The organism is Streptomyces sp. NPDC107546 (assembly GCF_055639175.1).
In genome coordinates this window covers 282725-301070 of the sequence record NZ_JBVKBA010000001.1, presented here as the reverse complement: position 1 = coordinate 301070, position 18346 = coordinate 282725, and the positions used below count along the sequence as shown (strand labels likewise).

Sequence of the window (18346 nt, the reverse complement as noted above, 5' to 3'; positions counted from 1 at the left end):
GCGCAATTCATCGGACCGATGGTCACATTCCTGACCACCCCGTCGGTGACACTCAGTCGAAGCAAAGCCCTCCGGTCCTGGTCCTCTTCAGCTCGAAGAAGTCCGGGTGTGTCGCCAGGACCCGGAAGCTGTCGAAGAGTTCCGCCGCCGCGGCGCCCCGGGGGATGGCCCGCAGCACCGGGCCGAACCACACCGTGCCGTCCACATGGAGGGTGGGTGTTCCCACATAGCCGCCCGAGCCGGTCTCGGCGCCGGCGTCGTGGCTGCGGCGTACGGCCTCGTCGTACGCGGGGTCGTGGGCGGCGGCGGCCAGGTCGGCCGGCAGTCCGAGCTCGGCGAGGGACTCGGTGATCACCGCGTCGAAGTCCTCCGCCTCGCGCTCGTGGATACGGGTCCCGAACGCGGTGTACAGATCAGGCAGCACCTTCTCGCCGTGCCGTTCGGCGGCGGCGACGGCGACACGGACCGGGCCGATCGACTTGTCCACCAACGTGCGGTACCAGTCGGGCAGTTCATTGCCCACGTTGTGCAGGTACAGGCTCATCACGTGGAAGCGGAGGTCGAGCGGGCGTTGACGCTCGACCTCCAGCAGCCAGCGCGAGGTGATCCAGGCGAAGGGGCAGGCGGGGTCGAAGTAGGCGTCGACGCGGACGGAAGAGGTGTTCGGCATGCCGCCGACGCTAGTCGCCGATTGGCGCGGATCCCTGGTCCAATCACCGGCCTTCTCAGTGGTCCACTTCGCCCACCGGGGTCTGCCGCGGATCGCGTCCGCTCGCCGCCAGCGCGCGCTCGAAGACGGGCGCGTCGTCGGGGACGGGCACGGGGTCGGCGAAACCGTCGTACTGGCGGTAGAGGTCGCCGTGGGCCTCGACGACGTCCAGGACGAGCCGTGCGGCGCCCTCGGAGATCCGGTACTCCTGGCCGGTGGCCGTCGCGACGTCCCATCCGTGGACGGCCAGCTCCTTGACGAGCATCCGCGCCAGTTCCTCGGCGGGCATCTTCGCCATGCCCAGGTCGATCTCTCCCTCCCACACGGCGGGGTCGTCCCAGGCGGCGACGCCGCGGTCGAGCTGCTCGGCGTAGCCTCGCGCCCAGCCGGGGTCCGCGCTGAAGTCGCGTGCGGTCAGTTCCTCGGGCAGCTGCTTGCGCAGGGCGCGGTGTTCGAGTCCGTGCGAGGTGTACAGGACCCAGTGGTTCACCAGGGCACGGACGTCCCAGCCGGTGCAGTGGGTGGGCTCGGACAGCCGCTCCGCCCGGACGCCGCGGGCGACGCGGGCGGCCTCGGCGGCGCATTCCGCCAGGTAGGGGTGCACGTTGTGGTAGGCATCGCTCATGCCTCCAGGTTAGGAACGGCCGCCGCGTTCCTCTTGAACAAACGCGACACGCACCCTCGACCGGATCACGCGCTCTCGCCGTGGCGTCCGCGACCGTGCGCGCCGCGCTGCCCGCCGTGTGCGAAGAAGGCGGCGAGGGGCAGGATGGCGGCGCCCACCGTGACCGCGTCCGGGCCGAGCTTGCCGAGGTCGATGGAGACCCGTTCGGCCGGATGGCGCAGGGCGTACGAGGCGGCGTACCGGCGTACGGCCGGCAGGAGGCGGGTGCCGAGCTGAAGTCCCGCCCAGCCCCCGATGAGGATGCGCTCGGGCTGGAAGAGGTTGATCAGGTCGGACAGGCCGGCGCCCACGTACTCGGCGGCCTCCTCCAGGACGGCGAGTGCCACCGGGTCCGTATCGGTGCCCTCGGGTGGGTAGGCCGCGGCGACCATCGCGGTCAGTGCGGTCTCCTCGTCGGTGCCCTCCGGCGGGCGTCCGCCCTCCTCGCGCCAGCGGTCGATGAGCGCCTCGGCACCCGCGTACGCGTCCAGGCAGCCCAGGGCGCCGCAGCGGCAGCGGCGTCCCCTGACCCGTACGGTCAGATGCCCCCACTCGACGGACCGTCCCTGCTCCACCTCCTCCGTGACGAGACAGGCGCCGACCCCGGAGCCGAAGAGGACGACGACCGCGGTGCGGGCGCCCCGGCCGGCGCCGAACCACATCTCGGCCTGGCCGAGCGTCCGGGCGCCGTTGTCGATGAAGTACGGGACGCAGTCGGGGAGCCCGCACGTCGAGCGCAGCAGTGATTCCAGCGGGACGGCGTCCCAGCCGATCGTCTGCCCGTGGACCACGGCCCCCTGTTCAGGGGTGCGTGCCACGATGCCGGGGACGCCGATGCCGACGCCCAGAAGCTGCTCGGGGGCGATGTCCGTCTCGACGAGGACCTCGGCGATGCCGTCGCGGATGTGGCCGACGATGATCTCGACGTCGTAACCGTGATGCTCCAGGGGCCGTTCGGCGCGCGCGAGCTCGGTGAGGGTGAGGTCGAAGAGCTCGACGCGTACGCGAGTCTCGCCCACATCGACGCCGATCATGTGACCGCTGGCGGGGGTGACGCGGAGCAGAGTGCGGGGACGGCCGCCGTCGGACTCGACGGTGCCGGCCTCCTCCACCAGACCGTCGGCGACCAGTTCCGCGACCACGTTGCTGATGGAACCGGAACTCAGTCCGGTGGCCGGGCCCAGCTCGAAGCGGCTCATCGGCCCGTCGAAATACAACCGTTGCAGTACGGCGGTGCGATTGCCCCGCCGCAGGTCGCGCACTGTCCGCCCGTTCCGCGCCGCCATGTGGTTCCCCTCCGACTCTGCCCGACCTGCAAGATACCTCCGCGCGATCCCTTGACGCGACCTTCCTTCGCGTCTTAACTCACACTCTAAATTAAGCCCCGGGGTGTCGTTCGGGACGAACGCGCTCGTGGGTCTCCCTCCGGAAAGGGACGTCTGAGCCATGCGCAGAATCCGAGCCGCGGCCGCCGGTGCGGTCACCGTTTCCCTGCTGACCGCCGTGACCGCCTGTGGCGGCGGCTCGTCGACGGGCGGCGGCGGGTCCGACGACTCACCGAAGACGCTCACCTACTGGGCCTCCAACCAGGGCGCCAGCATCGAGGTCGACAAGAAGGTCCTCCAGCCCGAACTCGCCAAGTTCGAGAAGCAGACGGGCATCAAGGTGAAGCTGGAGGTCGTCCCCTGGTCGGATCTGCTCAACCGGATCCTGACCGCGACCACCTCGGGGCAGGGTCCCGACGTCCTCAACATCGGCAACACCTGGAGCGCCTCCCTGCAGGCCACGGGTGCGCTGCTCCCGTGGGACGCGAAGAACTTCGCCAGGATCGGCGGCAGGGACCGCTTCGTCGACTCGGCCCTCGGCTCGACGGGCGCACCGGGCAAGGACCCGGCCGCGGTGCCGCTGTACTCGATGGCGTACGCCCTCTACTACAACAAGAAGATGTTCGCCGACGCGGGCATCTCCCAGCCGCCGGCCACCTGGGACGAGCTCGTCGCCGACGGCAAGAAGCTGTCCGAGGGCGGCAAGTGGGGCCTGGGCGCCGAGGGCTCGAACCCCTCGGAGAACATCCATCACGCCTTCGTCTTCGCCAAGCAGCACGGCGCGGACTTCTTCACCGCGGACGGCAGGCCCGACTTCACAGGCGACGGGGTGGTCGCCGCGGTCAAGCAGTACGTCGACCTGATGGCGACGGACAAGATCATTGCACCGGGCAACGCCGAGTACGCCCAGAACCAGTCCGTGAGCGACTTCGCCAAGGGCACGAACGCGATGCTGCTGTGGCAGTCCGCTTCCGCCAACCTCGCATCGCAGGGCATGAGCGCGGACGCGTACGGCATAGCCCCCGTGCCCGTGCAGTCCGGCGCCCCGGGGACCGGCAAGCAGGTCAACTCCATGGTCGCGGGCATCAACCTGGCCGTCTTCAAGAACACCCACAACCTCGACGGCGCCATGAAGTTCGTTCAGTTCATGACCAGCGACGCCGAACAGAAGGTCCTCAACACCGAGTACAGCTCGATCCCGCCGGTGAAGACCGCCCAGGCGGACCCCGCCTTCAACTCTCCGGCGAACGCGGTCCTGAAGGACACCCTCGCCAAGAGCGCCGCCGCGCTTCCGCAGGTGGCCGACGAATCCCAGTTCGAGACGGCGGTCGGTACGGCCGTCAAGGAGCTGTTCGCGGACGCGGCCGCCGGACGCGCGGTCACCACCGACTCCGTGAAGGCCGAGCTCGAGAAGGCCCAGCAGCAGATGCCGGCGAAGTGAGCACGATGACGACCACTGCTCCGGCGGAGGCCGCCGTCCACAAGAGCCCTTCCGGGGCGGCGAAGCGAACGCCCCGCCGCCCCGGGAGGATCCGCCGCATCGGACTGCCGTACCTGCTGCTCCTGCCCGCCCTGCTCCTCGAACTCCTCGTCCACCTGGTGCCGATGGTGATCGGCATCGTGATGAGCTTCAAGCAGCTCACCCAGTTCTACATCCGCGACTGGGGCACCGCCCCCTGGGCGGCCCTCTCCAACTACAGGGTGTCGGTGGACTTCGACGCCCCGGTCGGCGAGGCGCTGCTGCACTCCTTCCTCGTCACCGTCGCCTTCACCCTCCTGTCGGTCGGACTGTGTTGGCTGATCGGCACGGCGGCCGCGATCTCCATGCAGGACACCTTCCGCGGCCGCGGCCTGCTGCGCGCCCTGTTCCTGGTGCCGTACGCGCTTCCCGTGTACGCGGCCGTGATCACCTGGGTGTTCATGTTCCAGCACGACAACGGCCTGGTGAACCACGTCCTGCACGACCAGCTGCACCTCACCGGCAAACCGTCCTTCTGGCTCATCGGCGACAACAGCTTCGTCGCGCTGCTCACCGTGTCCGTGTGGAAGGGCTGGCCCTTCGCCTTCCTCATCGTCATGGCCGGCCTGCAGAACATCCCGGGCGAGCTGTACGAGGCGGCCGCACTCGACGGAGCCGGGATGTGGCAGCAGATCCGCCGCATCACCCTGCCGTCACTGCGCCCGGTCAACCAGGTCCTGGTCCTGGTGCTGTTCCTGTGGACGTTCAACGACTTCAACACGCCGTACGTGCTGTTCGGCAAGTCCGCCCCCGAGGCCGCGGACCTCATCTCGGTCCACATCTACCAGGCGTCCTTCGTCACCTGGAACTTCGGCACAGGCTCCGCCATGTCCGTCCTGCTGCTGCTCTTCCTGCTCGTGGTGACGGGCGTCTACCTCCTGCTGACCTCCCGAGGAAGGAAGACGGCCGATGTCTAGCACCTCGCAGACGCCCCGCTCGCCGATGGCTCCGCCGCGGTCCTTCCTCTGGTCCCGGCGGATCTTCCTCACCCTGCTCACCGGGTTCGTCCTGGTACCGGTCTACGCGATGGTCTCCAGCTCGCTGAAGCCCCTGGCCGACGTCTCCGGGAAGTTCCGCTGGCTGCCGAGCCACCTGACCATCCGCCCGTACATCGACATCTGGTCGACGATCCCGCTCGCGCGGTACTTCGTGAACTCGCTGATCGTGGCGGGTGCGGCGACGGTCTGCTCGGTGGTGGTCGCGGTCTTCTCCGCGTACGCCGTCAGCCGCTACGACTTCCGGGGCAGGCGCGTCTTCACGGTCACCGTGCTGTCCACGCAGATGTTCCCCGGCATCCTGTTCCTCCTCCCGCTGTTCCTGATCTACGTCAACATCGGCAACGCGACCGGCATCGCCCTGTTCGGCTCGCGCGGCGGGCTCATCCTGACGTATCTCACCTTCTCGCTGCCGTTCTCGATCTGGATGCTGATCGGGTACTTCGACTCGGTGCCGCGCGAACTGGACGAGGCGGCGCTGGTGGACGGCTGCGGCCCGCTGGGGGCCCTGTTCAGGGTCGTCGTGCCTGCCGCGATCCCAGGCATCGTCGCGGTCGCCGTCTACGCCTTCATGACCGCCTGGGGCGAGGTGCTGTTCGCGTCGGTGATGACCAACGACAACACCCGCACGCTCGCCGTCGGCCTCCAGGGCTACTCCACGCTCTACAACGTCTACTGGAACCAGATCATGGCCGCCTCGCTCGTCGTCAGCGTGCCCGTGGTCGCCGGGTTCCTCCTCCTGCAGCGCTATCTCGTCGCCGGGCTCACCGCGGGAGCCGTGAAGTGACCACCCCTTACGTCTTCGAAGGGAATTCCGTGACCATCGACCTCGCCGCACTGCCCGAGGACTTCCTGTGGGGGACGGCCACGTCGGCCTACCAGATCGAGGGGGCCGTCGCCGAGGACGGCCGCTCGCCCTCGATCTGGGACACGTTCTCGCACACTCCGGGCAAGATCGACAACGGCGACCACGGAGACGTCGCCTGCGACCACTACCACCGTTGGCGCGAGGACATCGGCCTGATGCGCCAACTGGGCACCACCGCCTACCGGCTGTCCATCGCCTGGCCGCGCGTGGTGCCGGGCGGCGACGGTGCGGTCAACGCCAAGGGACTCGACTTCTACGACGCGTTGACCGACGGCCTGCTGGAGGCGGGCATCACTCCGTCCGTCACCCTGTACCACTGGGACCTGCCGCAGGTGCTCCAGGACCGGGGCGGCTGGCCGGTCCGCGACACGGCCCACCACCTCGCCTCGTACGCGGCGGTCGTCGCCGAACGTCTCGGCGACCGCGTCCATCACTGGGCCACGCTCAACGAGCCCCTGTGCTCGGCGTGGATCGGCCACCTGGAGGGCAGGATGGCCCCCGGACTGACCGACCTCACGGCCGCCGTCCGCGCCTCCTACCACCTCCTCCTCGGTCACGGTCTGGCCACGCAGGCGATCCGCGCGGCAGCGCCGGGCGCGCAGGTGGGGATCGTCAACAACCTCTCCACCGTCCACGCCGCCACCGAACGGCCGGAGGACCTCGAGGCCGCCCGCCGCATGGACGGGCACACCAACCGCTGGTGGCTGGACCCGGTGCACGGCCGCGGCTTCCCGGCCGACATGCGAGAGGTGTACGGCGTCGAACTCCCGGAACAGCCGGGCGACTCGGCGACCATGGCGCAGCCCCTCGACTGGCTGGGCCTCAACTACTACATGCCCGCCACCGTCGCCGACGACCCCACCGGGCCGGCCCCCCGGGTCCGCGCGGTTCCCCGCCTCGGCGTGCCCCGCACCGGCATGGACTGGGAGGTCGACGCCACCGGCATGGAGCGTCTCCTGCTCCGCCTGACGCACGACTACGGCGCACGCAAGCTGTACGTCACGGAGAACGGCTCCGCCTATCCCGACGTCGTACGTCCCGATGGAACCGTCCACGACCCCGAGCGCACGGAGTATCTGGAGCAACACCTGGCGGCCTGCACATCGGCAGCCCGTCAGGGCGCCCCGCTCGCGGGTTACTTCGCCTGGTCGCTGCTGGACAACTTCGAGTGGGCGTACGGCTACGACAAGCGCTTCGGGCTGGTGCACGTCGACTACAGGACACAGAAGCGCACGGTGAAGGGCAGCGGGCGCCGGTACGCGGACATCATCCGGGCGCATGCGGAACGAGGCCGCAGCGCCGCCTGAACCACGTCGTCCGCCTCGACGGGTCTCTGTGTCACTGCGCCCCGGGGCTGAACGGCGTCCCCTGGTGGAAGTAGAGCTGCCAGCCGTCCTCGGTCCGCCGCCACAGCGAACTGCGGTGCGCGTGACGGCCGTCGTTCTCCGTGTCGAAGGTGAGGTGCACCAGGTCCGGTGCCAGCTGGACGCCCGTGACGGGGGAGGTGACGGAGGGCCGCGCCCCCGCATCGGTCGTCGAGGCCAGCATCTCGATGACGGAGTCCCGGTCCCAGTGCCGCCCGGAGACGCCGAACTCGTGGAAGTCGGGGTGCAGCAGCGCCCCGACCAGTTCGGGAGTGCGGCTGACCTCCGGGTCCAGCAGACGCAGTTCGCGCTCGATCGCCGCCTCGACGGCCGGGCCCTGCTCAGGCACGGGTCAGCTCCTCCAGTTTGACGACCGTGTTCCAGTTGCGGGTGGTGGCGATCAGCCCCTTGTTCAGCCGGGGCCTCGAAAGCTGTTCGGCGAGCTTGGACCGGCCGAGGCCGTCGGGGGCGTGGAGGTAGAGCGCGCGGTCGCCGAGCCGGAACTCCTCCGGCAGATACGCGGCCCGTTCGATCTGCGCGAACCGTTCGGCCTCCACCGGCCCCGAGAAGTACGTGACGTGCAGCTGCCTGCCCTCGAGCTCGTCGGCCGGGAACGGGCAGGCCTCGCGTACGGCCTTCAGGTACGCGTGGTCACGTACGAGCACGTCGACCCGGAAGCCGAAGTCCTTCTCGATCGCCTCCTCGAGCTCCGCCGCCAAGGACTCCTCGTCACCGTGGTCGGCGGTGAAGACCGCGTTGCCGCTCTGCAGATACGTGGCCACCCCGGTGTGACCGAGCCCGGTCAGCAGCTCCCGCAGCCGCGCCATCGGCAGCTTCCGGTTGCCGCCCACGTTGATCCCCCGCAGCAGCGCCGCGTACGTCGTCGTCATGCTCACACCCTAGAGCGGATGCTCGCGCGGGCGCCCGGACCCTGATCCCGGCCCCCGAGCCACCCGGAAAGGTGTAAGGGGCCACTGTCCTCCCGGATGGTGAGGTCGCCCGGTCCGAGGGGATGAGCCGGGGCGCTCACGGTTCACCGGGCAGCACGACGAGTCGCGCTTACGCAGCCCCTACCTTCGAAGCGAACGGTGGCGGCAGGGGGCCGTCACCCGCACGGAGGGGGCAGCCCGTCATGGGGAACGGAGATACGCGGGTGCGGGGCATCGCCGCCCGGGCCGGCGGCTGGAGCGCTCGGCACCGATGGGCTGCCGTCGGCATCTGGGTGCTGTTCGTCGTGCTGGCCATGGCCGTCGGCTCGGCCGCCGGGCGCGTCGACATCAAGGACAGCGACGAGCTCAAGGGGGAGACACACACCGCCGCGAAGATCATCGAGGACGCGGGGATCAAGCAGCCGGCCGGCGAGAGCGTGCTGATCCAGGCGAAGGACGGCACCGTCACGGCCACCGACCCGCGCTTCCGCGCCGCCGTCACCGCGGTCGTGCGGGCCGTCGACGGCACCGGCCGGGTGACGGACGTGACCTCCCCGTACGAAACGAAGACCATCTCCAAGGACGGCCGCAGCGCCCTGGTGCAGTTCGACATGCGCGGCGACGCGGACACCGCCGGTGACCGTGTCGAGCCCGTGCTCCAGGCCGTCGCCGGGGTCCAGAAGGACCACCCGCAGCTGCGGATCGAGGAGATCGGCGCCGCCAGTATGCGCAAGACGTTCTCCGACGCGTTCGGCAACGACTTCAAGCAGGCCGAGTACTCCGCGGTGCCGGTGGCGCTCGGCATCCTGCTGATCGCGTTCGGCGCGCTGGTCGCGGCGCTGTTGCCGGTGGCGCTCGCCATCACCGCGATCATGGCGACGATGGGCCTGATGGGCATCGTCAGCCACCTGCAGGCGATGAACGACACCGCCAACTCCGTGATGCTGCTGGTCGGCATGGCCGTCGGCGTCGACTACTGCCTGTTCTACCTGCGCCGCGAGCGGGAGGAGCGCGCTGCCGGTCGAGATGCGGGCACCGCGCTGCGCATCGCCGCCGCGACCAGTGGACGCGCCGTGATCGTCTCCGGTGTCACGGTGTGCGTGGCGATGGCGGGCATGCTGTTCACCGGACTCGCCACGTTCAAGGCGATGGGCCTGGCCTCGCTGATGGTGGTGGCGGTCGCCATGGTCGGCTCGGTGACCGTGCTGCCCGCGCTGCTGTCGCTGCTGGGCAAGCGGGTCGAGAAGGGCCGCATCCCGTTCCTGCACCCGGACAAGCGGCGCGCACGGGCCGGTCACGGCGCCGACGAGGGCAGCAGGCTGTGGAGTGCCGTCCTGAAGGTGGTCCTCGCCAGGCCCGCCGTCTCCCTGGTGGTCGCGGCCGGTGCGCTGCTGGCGATCGCCGCGCCCGCACTCGGCATGAAGACCCAGAACCTCACCCTGGACCAGGAGTTCGGGAACAAACTGCCCATCGTGGCCACCTACAACCGGGTCAACGAGGCCTTCCCCGGTGGCTCGGAGCCGGCCCAGGTCGTGGTCAGGGCGAAGGACATCAACGCGCCCGAGGTGCAGTCCGCGATCACCGGCTTCCGCACGGAGGCCATCGCTTCCGGCGCCTCGCGCGGCCCGGTCGACGTCAAACTGCACGACGCGCAGAACGTCGCCGTGATCTCCGTGCCCCTCGTCGGCGGCTCCGACCTGGACAAGGCGGGCAAGAGCCTGGAGCTGCTCCGCGACAAGGTGCGGCCCGACACGCTCGGCAAGGTGGAGGGCGTGCAGGCGCCGATCACCGGTCAGGTCGCGGGCTCGCACGACTTCAACGACCAGCTCGTCGGCTCGGTGGTGCCGGTCTTCGCGTTCGTCGTGGTCTTCGCCTTCCTGCTGATGCTCCTGTCGTTCCGCTCCCTGACGATCGCGATCACCTCGATCGTCCTGAACCTGCTCTCGGTCGGCGCGGCCTACGGCATCCTGGTCGCCGTCTTCCAGCACGGCTGGGGCGCGTCGCTGGTGGGCGCGCACGGTGTGGGCGCCATCATCACCTGGCTGCCGCTGTTCCTCTTCGTCATCCTGTTCGGCCTGTCGATGGACTACCACGTGTTCGTGGTCTCCCGGATCCGCGAGGCCCGGATGCGGGGCCGGACCACGAAGGACGCGATCACGCACGGAGTGGTGACCACGGCCGGAGTCGTCACCAGCGCCGCGGTCATCATGGTCGCCGTCTTCGCGATCTTCGGCACACTGTCCATGCAGTCCATGAAGCAGATGGGCGTGGGCCTGGCCGCCGCGGTCCTCATCGACGCGACCGTCATCCGGGGCGTGCTGCTGCCGGCGGTGATGGCGCTGCTGGGCGAGCGCAACTGGTACCTGCCGAAGTGGCTGCACCGGCTGCCGGACCTCACGCACGACGAGACACCGCAGGCGATGGCACCGGCGGTGCGGGACGAGAACGAGCCGCTGGGGGTCTGAACCCCACCTGAGCGAGGGCCCGTCGGCGACCGGGGAGCCGACGGGCCCTCCCCTGGTGCGGGGCTCCAGGCGCACCGGGCGGAGACAGCCGACGGGTTTTTCGCGGACCCCAGCCGGTCGCCGCGCCGACCTGCGGGAATGCGACACTGGCAGACCACAGGAGCCGGTTCGGGACGCGGAGGCGGGCGATGGACGAGACGCGGGCGCGGGATGTGCTGGACGCGGCGGGCGTACTGCCGGGTGCGGCGCGGGACGCGCGGCTCCTCTCCCTGGGTGAGAACGCGGTGTTCGCCGTCGGGGATCTGGTGGTCAAGGTGGGCCGCGACGCCGAGCTGCTGGCCCGGGCGCGGCGGGAGCTCGACATCGCCGTCTGGCTGGCCGAGGCTGATGTCCCGGCGGTGCGGGCCGCCGAGCCCGAACCGCTGCTCGTCGACGGGCATCCCGTGACCGTATGGCACCGGCTGCCCGACCCCGTACGGCCCGCCGAACCGCGCGACCTGGCCGAACTGCTGCGGATCGTGCACGCCCTGCCCTCCCCCGCCTTCACCCTGCCGCCCCGCGATCTGCTGGGCGGGGTGGAACGCTGGCTTCGGCTCGCCGGTGACGCGATCGACCCGGCGGACGCGGCCTATCTGCGCGAGCGCCGCGACGGGTTCGCCGCCGCGGCGGCCGCGCTCACCCCGCATCTGGCGCACGGGCCGATCCACGGCGACGCGCTGCCGCGCAATGTGCACATCGGCCCGGACGGCCCGGTCCTGGTCGACCTGGAGACCTTCTCCGCCGATCTGCGCGAGCACGACCTGGTGGTCATGGCGCTCTCCCGTGACCGCTACGGTCTTCCGGCCGAGGCGTACGACTCCTTCACCGCCGCCTACGGCTGGGACGTACACGCGTGGGAGGGCTGCTCGGTGCTGCGCGGCGCCCGGGAGACGGCCAGTTGCGCCTGGGTCGCCCAGCACGCGCCCAGCAACCCCAAGGCCCTCGCCGAGTTCGAGCGCCGGGTTGCGTCGTTGCGGGACGGGGACGAGACGGTGCGCTGGTATCCGTTCTAAGCCGACCCCTCCCGGATCGTGCGGGCGGCGCGGCGCAGTTCGGCCAGCACCGTGCGCACCGCGGTGCGGGCCGTGCGTTCGGGGCGGCACAGGGCGTCGATGTGCCGCCTGGCCTGGACGCCGTCGATCGGTCGGAGGACCAGCGCGGGGTGCGGGCGCATCGTCCAGCGCGGCATCAGGGCGATCCCGCCCCCGGCGGCCACGGCCTCCGCGACCACCGCGAACTCGTTGATGCGGTGGACCAACCGCAGCCGGCGCCCGGCCGCGGCGGCGATGGCCTCGATGGTGGCCATGACGGGGAACCCGTCGTGCACGGTGATCCACGGCTCGTCGGCCACGTCCCGCGGGGTGAGCCTCCGCCTGCCGGCCAGCGGATGGCCGGCGGGGAGTGCCACGTCGAGCGGTTCACGCAGCAGGGTGGTCACGGTCACCGTGCCCGGCCACGGCGGGGCGTGATCGAGGCGGTGGGCGAGCACGAGGTCGTACTCCCTCGTCAGCCGGGGGAAGTCCTCCTGCGGCACGTCCTCGTCGGCGAGTGCCAGCCGGGGTGAACCGGGCCCGCCGAAGGTCCGCAGCAGCGGCGGGAAGAACGCCGAACCGGCGCTGTGGAACGCCGCCACCGACACCTCGCCGTCCGCCCTCCCGACGAACTCCTCGACGGCGCCCCGGGCCCGCGCCAGCGCCGTCTCCACCTCCACCGCCGCGCCCGCGAGGGCCTGCCCGGCGTCGGTGAGCACCAGCCGCCGCCCGTGCCGCTCGGTCAGCGGCACCGGGATCGAACGCTGCAGCAACCGCAGTTGCTGGGAGATGGCGGACGGCGTCACCAGCAGCGCCTCGGCCACCGCGGTGACACTGCCGAGTTCGCCCAGCTCCCGCAGGATCCGCAACTGACGTTCGTCCATTCCCGCAGTGTAGGGGCAGGGTGTAGGCGTACTAAAAGATCGTTTTAGGAACTGGTGCTGTGCTTCAGGGTCGTGCGCGGTGCACCGTGGGCTGGTGTTCGACGCCCGCCGTACCGATGCGGTACTCCTCCTGGTCGCGCTCGTCTGGGGTTCCAGCTATCTCTCCGCCCAGACGGCGGTGTCCGCTCTGTCCGTCCCCGCGGTCCTGTTCGCCCGGTACGCGCTCTCCGCACCGGCCTGCCTGCTCCTGGTCCGGGTCGCCGCCCGCCGTGGACGGCGCCGGTGGACGCGGGACGAGGTACGGGCCGGAGTGCCGCTGGGGCTGACCCAGGCCGCGGTGCTGGTCGTGGAGACGTACGGAGTCGCCCACACCAGCGCCGCCAACGCGGGGCTGATCATCAGCCTGACCATCGTGCTCACCCCGCTGCTCGACCGCTCCGGTCACCCCGGCGGGCTGCCGCCCTCCTTCCACGCCGCCGCGGGTGTGTGCGTCCTGGCCGTGGGGCTCCTGATGTCCGGCAACGGCTTCCACGCGCCCGGACTCGGCGACCTGCTGATGCTCGCCGCCGCCGTCGTCCGGGCCGTGCACGTGGCCCTGGTCGGCCGGCTCACCGCGGGCCGCGCGGTGCGTCCCCTGCACCTGACGGCGCTGCAGACCCTCATCGGCACGGCGTTGTTCCTCCCCGCGGCCGCCACCGCCCTGCCCGACTTCGCGCACGCCGGCGCCGCGACCTGGGTTCAGCTGCTGTATCTCGCCCTGTTCTGCAGCGTGTTCGCATTCCTCGCGCAGACCTGGGCCGTCCAGCGCACCTCCGCCAGCCGCGCCGGCCTGCTGCTCGGCACGGAGCCCGTGTGGGCCGTGGCCGTGGGCGTCGTCCTCGGCGGCGACCGCCTCACCCCGCTCACCGGTCTCGGCGCGGCCCTGATGGTCGCCGGAACCTACTGGGGCCAGTCCGTCGAGCGCGCCCACCGTACGGCCGCGCCGGACCCGGCGTACGGCCCCGCCTCCGCGCATCACCCCCGAGCCGAGAAGGACACCACGCGCGGGACCACGGCACCCACCGGTTCCTGAACGCCCCGCCCGTCTCAGACCCTCCCGTCCACCGGCTCCCGCAGCGGCCACGTACCGTCCACCACCGCCTCCGCGTCGCCCTTGGCGCGCAGGAACTCCTGGAAGTCCGCCGCCCAGTCCGCGTACCACTCGATCTGGCGGCGGTGCAGCTCCGCCGGACCGAGTGCCGCGACTTTCGGGTGGCGGCCGGCTATCGCCGCGGCCAGCCGGGCCGCGGCCAGCGCGTCCGCGCCCGCGTTGTGCGCGGACTCCAGCGCCACTCCGTACTCCGCGCAGACCGCTTCCAGGTTGCGCTTGCCGCGGCGGTAGCGGTCGGCCCAGCGGTCGATCGTGTACGGGTCGATGACCGGGGCCGGAACAAGGCCGCCCAGACGGTCACGCAGGGACGGCAGTCCGTGCCGTCGCAGCTCGGCGGAGAGCAGGGTCAGGTCGAAGGCCGCGTTGTAGGCGACGACCGGGACTCCCGTCCTCCAGTACGCCACCAGGACCTCGGCGATCGCGTCCGCGACCCGGTCGGCCGGGCGGCCTTCGGCCATCGCCCGCTCGTTGCTGATCCCGTGCACCGCGACCGCGTCGGCCGGGATCTCCACGCCCGGATCCGCCAGCCAGTCGCGGCGGCCGAGCGGCTCCCCGTCCTTGACCTCGATCACCGCCCCAGTGACGATGCGCGCCTCATACGGATCCGTCCCGGTCGTCTCCAGGTCGAAGCCGATCAGCAGCTCCCGGTGCCAGGCCATGGCGGCCCCCCTTCATGGTGGTGCTTTCCCCCGGTGGCCTCCACCCTCGCATGCGCCACTGACAATCCGAGGACGGGATTCCGCTTCTGGCCGACACCATCGGACAGTTCAGGACACGGGGCGCGAATCAGCCCAAGCCATTTCGAACTCCTCGCGGTAGGTGGGGAAGAGTCCGTTCTCCTCGACGTCGTCCGACTTGACGACCCTGCTGCCGCCACGCAGCACCAGCACCGGCGCCTCCATGCCGCGGGTGCGACGCAGATAGGACTGCACGACCGCGATGCCGTCGGAGCCGTCCCCGTTCACCAGGTACGCGGTGAAACGGGGCGTCTCGTCGAAGACCTGGATCTCGAAGGCGCCCGGGTCGCGCAGCTTCGAGCGCACCCGGCGCATGTGCAGGATGTTCATCTCGACCGCGCGGCTCAGCTCGCCCTTCCTGATGCCGAGCTCGCGCTCGCGCCGCTTGACCGCACTGGAGGCCGGGTTGAGGAACAACAGCCGCACCCGGCAGCCGGACTCGGCGAGCCGTACCAGCCGCCGCCCGGAGAAGTTCTGCACCAGCAGGTTGAGGCCGATACCGATGGCGTCCAGGCGGCGGGCACCGCCGAAGATGTCCTCGGCGGGGAACTGCCGCAGCAGCCGTACCCGGTCCGGGTGGACGGCGACCACGTCCGCGTACCGGTCGCCCACCAGGTCCTCGACCGCGTCGACGGGCAGCCGGCGGGCGGAGGGCACGTCGCCGCCCGCGCCGAGGATCTCCAGGAGATTGGCGGAGGCGCGCTCGGCCTGCGCGAGGACCGCCTGGGACAGGGCCCGGTTGCGGGAGACCACGTTCCGGGTCACTTCCAGCTCGTCCAGGGCGAGCTCCACGTCGCGGCGCTCGTCTATGTACGGCTCGAAGCACGGCCAGTGCTGCACCATCAGCTCGCGCAACTGCGGCAGCGTCAGGAAGCTGAGCACGTTGTCGTCGGCGGGGTCGAGCAGATACCCCTTGCGGCGGCTGACCTCGCGTACCGCGACCGCCCGCTGCACCCACTCCTGGCCGGCCGGCCCGGCGGCGGCGACCACCCAGTCGTCCCCGTGGACCGGTTCGTAAATGGGGCGGAGAACGGCGGCCACGACCGCGCGCAGCCGCTGCTCGACCAGATTCAGCCAGATGTAGGCCCGCCCGGCCCGCTGGGCGCGGGTCCGCACCTCGCGCCACGCGTCGGCGTCCCAGTCCAGTTCCGGTCCGATGGAGCCCGTCTCCATCGGCCGTGCCAGGGACACCGCCCCGGGCGGGACATCCGCGGAGTTCCCCTCGTGACCCTCGTCACCAGGGGGCAGCTCCAGCCCTCCCGAGCCCACCCGCGCACCGCCTTCCGCTCCCCCGAGCCTCCCCAGGGGCAAGGCCCCGGCCAACGATCAAGGAAGACTACTCCGGGAGTGCGGCACGGTGCAGCCGGATGGACAGGGTCGTTTCTCAACTACCGTTTCGAGGCCGTCCGTTCTGGTCGGCCAGGGCGGGCGGAGTGAGCGGATTCATAGCCGTGACGTCGCGCGGAGCGATGGAGAAGCCCTGCCAGTGGACCGGCATGGGCTGCTGGTCCTCGTCGCGCGCTATGTGATGGAAACCGACGTTCACCCACACCACCGGGTGAGTGAGCGTCTGTCCGTTGACCCACTTGTCGACCGTCTTGGCCGCTCCAGTACCGCAGTTGCCCACGTTGTCACTGGCGAACTGCTCGCACGGGTTGTACTCCGTGAAGTAGACGTCGTGCTTGGTGAAGTCGTGGCCGAGGTACTTGGTCGAGGCCCCGGGCACGAGTTCGTACGAGCGGGCGTGGCCGTCCTTGTTCTTGCCGGTGTCGCTGACGACCCGCCACCAGCGCATGTTCCCGGCGTCGCCCGCGAGTTCCTTGGTGACGGCGGTGCGTGTCGTCCTGTTGCTGGGTGCCTGGGCGCCCGGGGCGGGCGGGCTGACCACGGAGTCGTACTGCTCGATCCTGTTCCCGGAGGAGCCGTCGAGGCCGAAGTCGAGCCGCCAGAAGACGTTGTGGCTGTGGCTGGTGGCGTAGGAGCGGGCGCCCTTGCCGATCGGCCAGCCACGGCCGTCCCCCGCGTCGTAGTCGAACGGAGAGAGGCTGCCGGTGGCACCGACGTTCATGTTCACCGTGCCGTCGTCCTGGAAGCGCCACTCGGTGATGTACTCGTACCAGCCGACCTTGTTGACGGTGTAGACCAGCAGGTCCTTGCCCTGGGCCTGGTAGACCTTGTTCCCGTCGTCGCTCTGCATACGGTAGGCGTGGCCCCGTGAACGGGTCGTGGCGCACAGGCCCTTCACGTTCGGGTGGCGCGGGTCCCCGGCGTCCGGCACCTTGACCGTCTTGATGGTGCCGCCGGGACACTCGGCGGGCGCCATGTTCATCAGGCCCTGCGCGAACCCGGCACCGGTCAGGTCGCTGTACTCGACCGAGCCGTCGTCGTAGGGGACGTCGATCTGGGCGAGCCGGGCGCTGTTCAGGACCTTGATCGGACGGCTCTCGCCCGGAGGTTGGTAGGAGACGTGCTCCAGCACCAGACCGGCGTATCTGTCGTAGCGCCAGCACATCCGCCAGGTGGTGCCGGTGGCGAGCCTCTGCTCGATCCGGTAGGCGGCCCCACACTCGGGGGCCGGAGCGGCGGCGGCCTCCGTCCGGGCGAAGGCCGGGGTGGCCGCGGTGCCGCCTAGGGCGAGCCCGGCGGTCAGCAGACCGGCCGTGGCCCGCCGGTGGAGCGACTGGCGACGGGCACGGCTGTTTCTGTTCACGCGCATGACGAAGAGACTCCTGTTGCACGAAGCGAGAAAGGTCCAGGGGTCCAGAGGAACGTTCCTCCGGAGGGCGGTGGCCGCGCGGCTCAGCCGAGCCTGCCGACCTTGCGGGAGCTCAGGTCGATCACGAAGGAACGGCTGTCGATCCAGGAGCCGTTCGGGATCTTCGGGAGGAGCCGCACACAGCGGTGCTCACCGCAGTGCTCGAGGACCGCCGGCTGGGCGCCCGGGGTCGCCCGGTAGACGATGCCGGTGAGCACCAGTTGGCCGGGCGAGGTCAGGTCCTTGCCGGTGGCGTCCTTGTAGTCGGCCTTCAGCCCCGCGCCGAGCGGGTCGGCGATCAGCAGCCGGGCCGCCTCGGCGTTCTCCTCGCGGGCCAGCGGCGGCTGCACGCCGTGCTGGGTGCCGGTCCCCTCCACCTTCCCGGAGCGGAGGTCGACGGTCTTGGTGACAAGGGCGTCGCTCTTGTAGTCGTAAAGAGTGACCTCCGCGCGCCGGCGGGCGTTCGGGTCGTCCAGTTCGTCCGCGTCCGGCGCGGCGAGATCGACGGCGAGGCGTTGCGGGCCCTTCCCGCCCTCGACGTTCTCTCCGGCGGCGAACTGCGGCCCGCTCAGTGCGATGCGCTCGGCGCGTCGCATCTCGTCATCGGTCAGCGGGTCGTCGCCCTTGCCGGTGGTTCCCTCGGCGGGAGCCGGCTCTACTGCACCGGGCCCCACGGCCTGATCCTGCTGCCGGGCGGCCTGCTGGGCAGCGAGTCCGCCGCCCTTGCCACCGGGCTCCTCGGCCCCCGCCGAGCCCGGCAGCGTGATCCCGACCATGACGGCGGTCCCTGTCACCGCGATGGCCGCACCCGCTACCACCTTGCCCAGGTGGCGGCGCACTGTCCTGCGCACATTTCCCCCTACTCCCCCTGCATTGCGGGAGTGGCTCGAGCCCCACTGGTTCGGCACACCA

The 18346-nt window shown here is 70.7% G+C and carries 17 protein-coding genes; 7 read left to right on the top strand and 10 right to left on the bottom strand.

Translation table 11 applies throughout. From position 1 onward, the window contains the following. Positions 1 to 52: 52 nt before the first annotated feature. The 3 genes from ACZ7L1_RS01290 to ACZ7L1_RS01280 all read right to left on the bottom strand — a co-directional run bounded on the left by ACZ7L1_RS01290 (position 53) and on the right by ACZ7L1_RS01280 (position 2659). Positions 53 to 670, bottom strand: coding sequence for a mycothiol-dependent nitroreductase Rv2466c family protein (locus tag ACZ7L1_RS01290; RefSeq protein ID WP_471433168.1), 618 nt, complete (start codon positions 668 to 670; stop codon positions 53 to 55). Positions 671 to 725: 55 nt separating this feature from the next. Then, a complete protein-coding gene (locus ACZ7L1_RS01285; RefSeq protein ID WP_471433167.1) occupies positions 726 to 1334 on the bottom strand; it encodes a TIGR03086 family metal-binding protein in 609 nt (202 codons plus the stop codon). Positions 1335 to 1399: 65 nt separating this feature from the next. Then, entirely contained in the window at positions 1400 to 2659 is a 1260-nt protein-coding gene (locus tag ACZ7L1_RS01280) for an ROK family transcriptional regulator (RefSeq protein WP_471433166.1), read from the bottom strand. A gap of 160 nt (positions 2660 to 2819) precedes the next feature. On the opposite strand from ACZ7L1_RS01280, the gene ACZ7L1_RS01275 reads away from it, so the two are divergent. From ACZ7L1_RS01275 to ACZ7L1_RS01260, 4 genes are read left to right on the top strand one after another with little or no spacing between them, the layout of a single operon-like run. After that, positions 2820 to 4139, top strand: coding sequence for an ABC transporter substrate-binding protein (locus ACZ7L1_RS01275; RefSeq protein ID WP_471433165.1), 1320 nt, complete (start codon positions 2820 to 2822; stop codon positions 4137 to 4139). A gap of 5 nt (positions 4140 to 4144) precedes the next feature. Continuing rightward, positions 4145 to 5134, top strand: coding sequence for a carbohydrate ABC transporter permease (locus ACZ7L1_RS01270; RefSeq protein WP_471433164.1), 990 nt, complete (start codon positions 4145 to 4147; stop codon positions 5132 to 5134). 25 nt (positions 5135 to 5159) lie between these two features. Further along, a complete protein-coding gene (locus ACZ7L1_RS01265) occupies positions 5160 to 5999 on the top strand; it encodes a carbohydrate ABC transporter permease (protein WP_471433521.1) in 840 nt (279 codons plus the stop codon). Between the two features lie 29 nt (positions 6000 to 6028). Continuing rightward, the gene (locus ACZ7L1_RS01260) at positions 6029 to 7387 is read left to right on the top strand and encodes a GH1 family beta-glucosidase (RefSeq protein ID WP_471433520.1); all 1359 of its coding nucleotides are present in this window, start codon (positions 6029 to 6031) and stop codon (positions 7385 to 7387) included. Positions 7388 to 7418: 31 nt separating this feature from the next. Here the strand turns inward: ACZ7L1_RS01260 and ACZ7L1_RS01255 are convergent, their stop codons facing one another. Both ACZ7L1_RS01255 and ACZ7L1_RS01250 read right to left on the bottom strand, forming a co-directional pair. Further along, positions 7419 to 7793 (bottom strand): nuclear transport factor 2 family protein, encoded by a 375-nt coding sequence (locus ACZ7L1_RS01255; protein ID WP_471433162.1) that lies wholly within the window; start codon positions 7791 to 7793, stop codon positions 7419 to 7421. Continuing rightward, positions 7786 to 8334 (bottom strand): DUF1697 domain-containing protein, encoded by a 549-nt coding sequence (locus ACZ7L1_RS01250; protein WP_471433160.1) that lies wholly within the window; start codon positions 8332 to 8334, stop codon positions 7786 to 7788. The genes ACZ7L1_RS01255 and ACZ7L1_RS01250 overlap by 8 nt, the downstream gene beginning before the upstream one ends. Before the next feature lie 242 nt (positions 8335 to 8576). Here ACZ7L1_RS01250 and ACZ7L1_RS01245 point away from each other — a divergent pair, with 242 nt between their 5' ends. Together ACZ7L1_RS01245 and ACZ7L1_RS01240 are read left to right on the top strand one after the other, a co-directional pair. Then, a complete protein-coding gene (locus ACZ7L1_RS01245; RefSeq protein WP_471433158.1) occupies positions 8577 to 10838 on the top strand; it encodes an MMPL family transporter in 2262 nt (753 codons plus the stop codon). Between the two features lie 188 nt (positions 10839 to 11026). Then, positions 11027 to 11890 carry a phosphotransferase enzyme family protein gene (locus ACZ7L1_RS01240; RefSeq protein WP_471433157.1) on the top strand — a complete coding sequence of 288 codons (864 nt, stop codon included), beginning with the start codon at positions 11027 to 11029 and terminating at the stop codon, positions 11888 to 11890. Here the strand turns inward: ACZ7L1_RS01240 and ACZ7L1_RS01235 are convergent. Further along, positions 11887 to 12792, bottom strand: a complete 906-nt coding sequence (locus ACZ7L1_RS01235) for a LysR family transcriptional regulator (protein ID WP_471433155.1) — start codon at positions 12790 to 12792, stop codon at positions 11887 to 11889. The genes ACZ7L1_RS01240 and ACZ7L1_RS01235 overlap by 4 nt on opposite strands. 94 nt (positions 12793 to 12886) lie before the next feature. On the opposite strand from ACZ7L1_RS01235, the gene ACZ7L1_RS01230 reads away from it, so the two are divergent. Continuing rightward, positions 12887 to 13864, top strand: coding sequence for a DMT family transporter (locus ACZ7L1_RS01230; protein WP_471433154.1), 978 nt, complete (start codon positions 12887 to 12889; stop codon positions 13862 to 13864). Positions 13865 to 13878: 14 nt separating this feature from the next. Here ACZ7L1_RS01230 and ACZ7L1_RS01225 read toward each other — a convergent pair whose 3' ends face one another. The 4 genes from ACZ7L1_RS01225 to ACZ7L1_RS01210 all read right to left on the bottom strand — a co-directional run bounded on the left by ACZ7L1_RS01225 (position 13879) and on the right by ACZ7L1_RS01210 (position 18285). Then, complete coding sequence (locus tag ACZ7L1_RS01225) at positions 13879 to 14601, bottom strand: exonuclease domain-containing protein (RefSeq protein ID WP_471433153.1); 723 nt, start codon at positions 14599 to 14601, stop codon at positions 13879 to 13881. A gap of 108 nt (positions 14602 to 14709) precedes the next feature. Next, positions 14710 to 15948: an SAV2148 family HEPN domain-containing protein gene (locus tag ACZ7L1_RS01220; protein WP_471433152.1), complete on the bottom strand. Its 1239-nt coding sequence runs from the start codon at positions 15946 to 15948 to the stop codon at positions 14710 to 14712. 115 nt (positions 15949 to 16063) lie between these two features. Next, on the bottom strand, positions 16064 to 17395 hold the full coding sequence (locus ACZ7L1_RS01215) for a copper amine oxidase (protein WP_471433150.1): 1332 nt from the start codon (positions 17393 to 17395) through the stop codon (positions 16064 to 16066). A gap of 83 nt (positions 17396 to 17478) precedes the next feature. Continuing rightward, entirely contained in the window at positions 17479 to 18285 is an 807-nt protein-coding gene (locus ACZ7L1_RS01210; protein WP_471433148.1) for a Tat pathway signal sequence domain protein, read from the bottom strand. Between the last annotated feature and the right edge of the window lie 61 nt (positions 18286 to 18346).

Coding starts and splice junctions, on each gene's coding strand:
- ACZ7L1_RS01290 (WP_471433168.1), bottom strand. CDS start 670: ATGCCGAACACCTCTTCCGTCCGCGTCGACGCCTACTTCGACCCCGCC.
- ACZ7L1_RS01285 (WP_471433167.1), bottom strand. CDS start 1,334: ATGAGCGATGCCTACCACAACGTGCACCCCTACCTGGCGGAATGCGCC.
- ACZ7L1_RS01280 (WP_471433166.1), bottom strand. CDS start 2,659: ATGGCGGCGCGGAACGGGCGGACAGTGCGCGACCTGCGGCGGGGCAAT.
- ACZ7L1_RS01275 (WP_471433165.1), top strand. CDS start 2,820: ATGCGCAGAATCCGAGCCGCGGCCGCCGGTGCGGTCACCGTTTCCCTG.
- ACZ7L1_RS01270 (WP_471433164.1), top strand. CDS start 4,145: ATGACGACCACTGCTCCGGCGGAGGCCGCCGTCCACAAGAGCCCTTCC.
- ACZ7L1_RS01265 (WP_471433521.1), top strand. CDS start 5,160: ATGGCTCCGCCGCGGTCCTTCCTCTGGTCCCGGCGGATCTTCCTCACC.
- ACZ7L1_RS01250 (WP_471433160.1), bottom strand. CDS start 8,334: ATGACGACGACGTACGCGGCGCTGCTGCGGGGGATCAACGTGGGCGGC.
- ACZ7L1_RS01245 (WP_471433158.1), top strand. CDS start 8,577: ATGGGGAACGGAGATACGCGGGTGCGGGGCATCGCCGCCCGGGCCGGC.
- ACZ7L1_RS01240 (WP_471433157.1), top strand. CDS start 11,027: ATGGACGAGACGCGGGCGCGGGATGTGCTGGACGCGGCGGGCGTACTG.
- ACZ7L1_RS01235 (WP_471433155.1), bottom strand. CDS start 12,792: ATGGACGAACGTCAGTTGCGGATCCTGCGGGAGCTGGGCGAACTCGGC.
- ACZ7L1_RS01225 (WP_471433153.1), bottom strand. CDS start 14,601: ATGGCCTGGCACCGGGAGCTGCTGATCGGCTTCGACCTGGAGACGACC.
- ACZ7L1_RS01215 (WP_471433150.1), bottom strand. CDS start 17,395: ATGCGCGTGAACAGAAACAGCCGTGCCCGTCGCCAGTCGCTCCACCGG.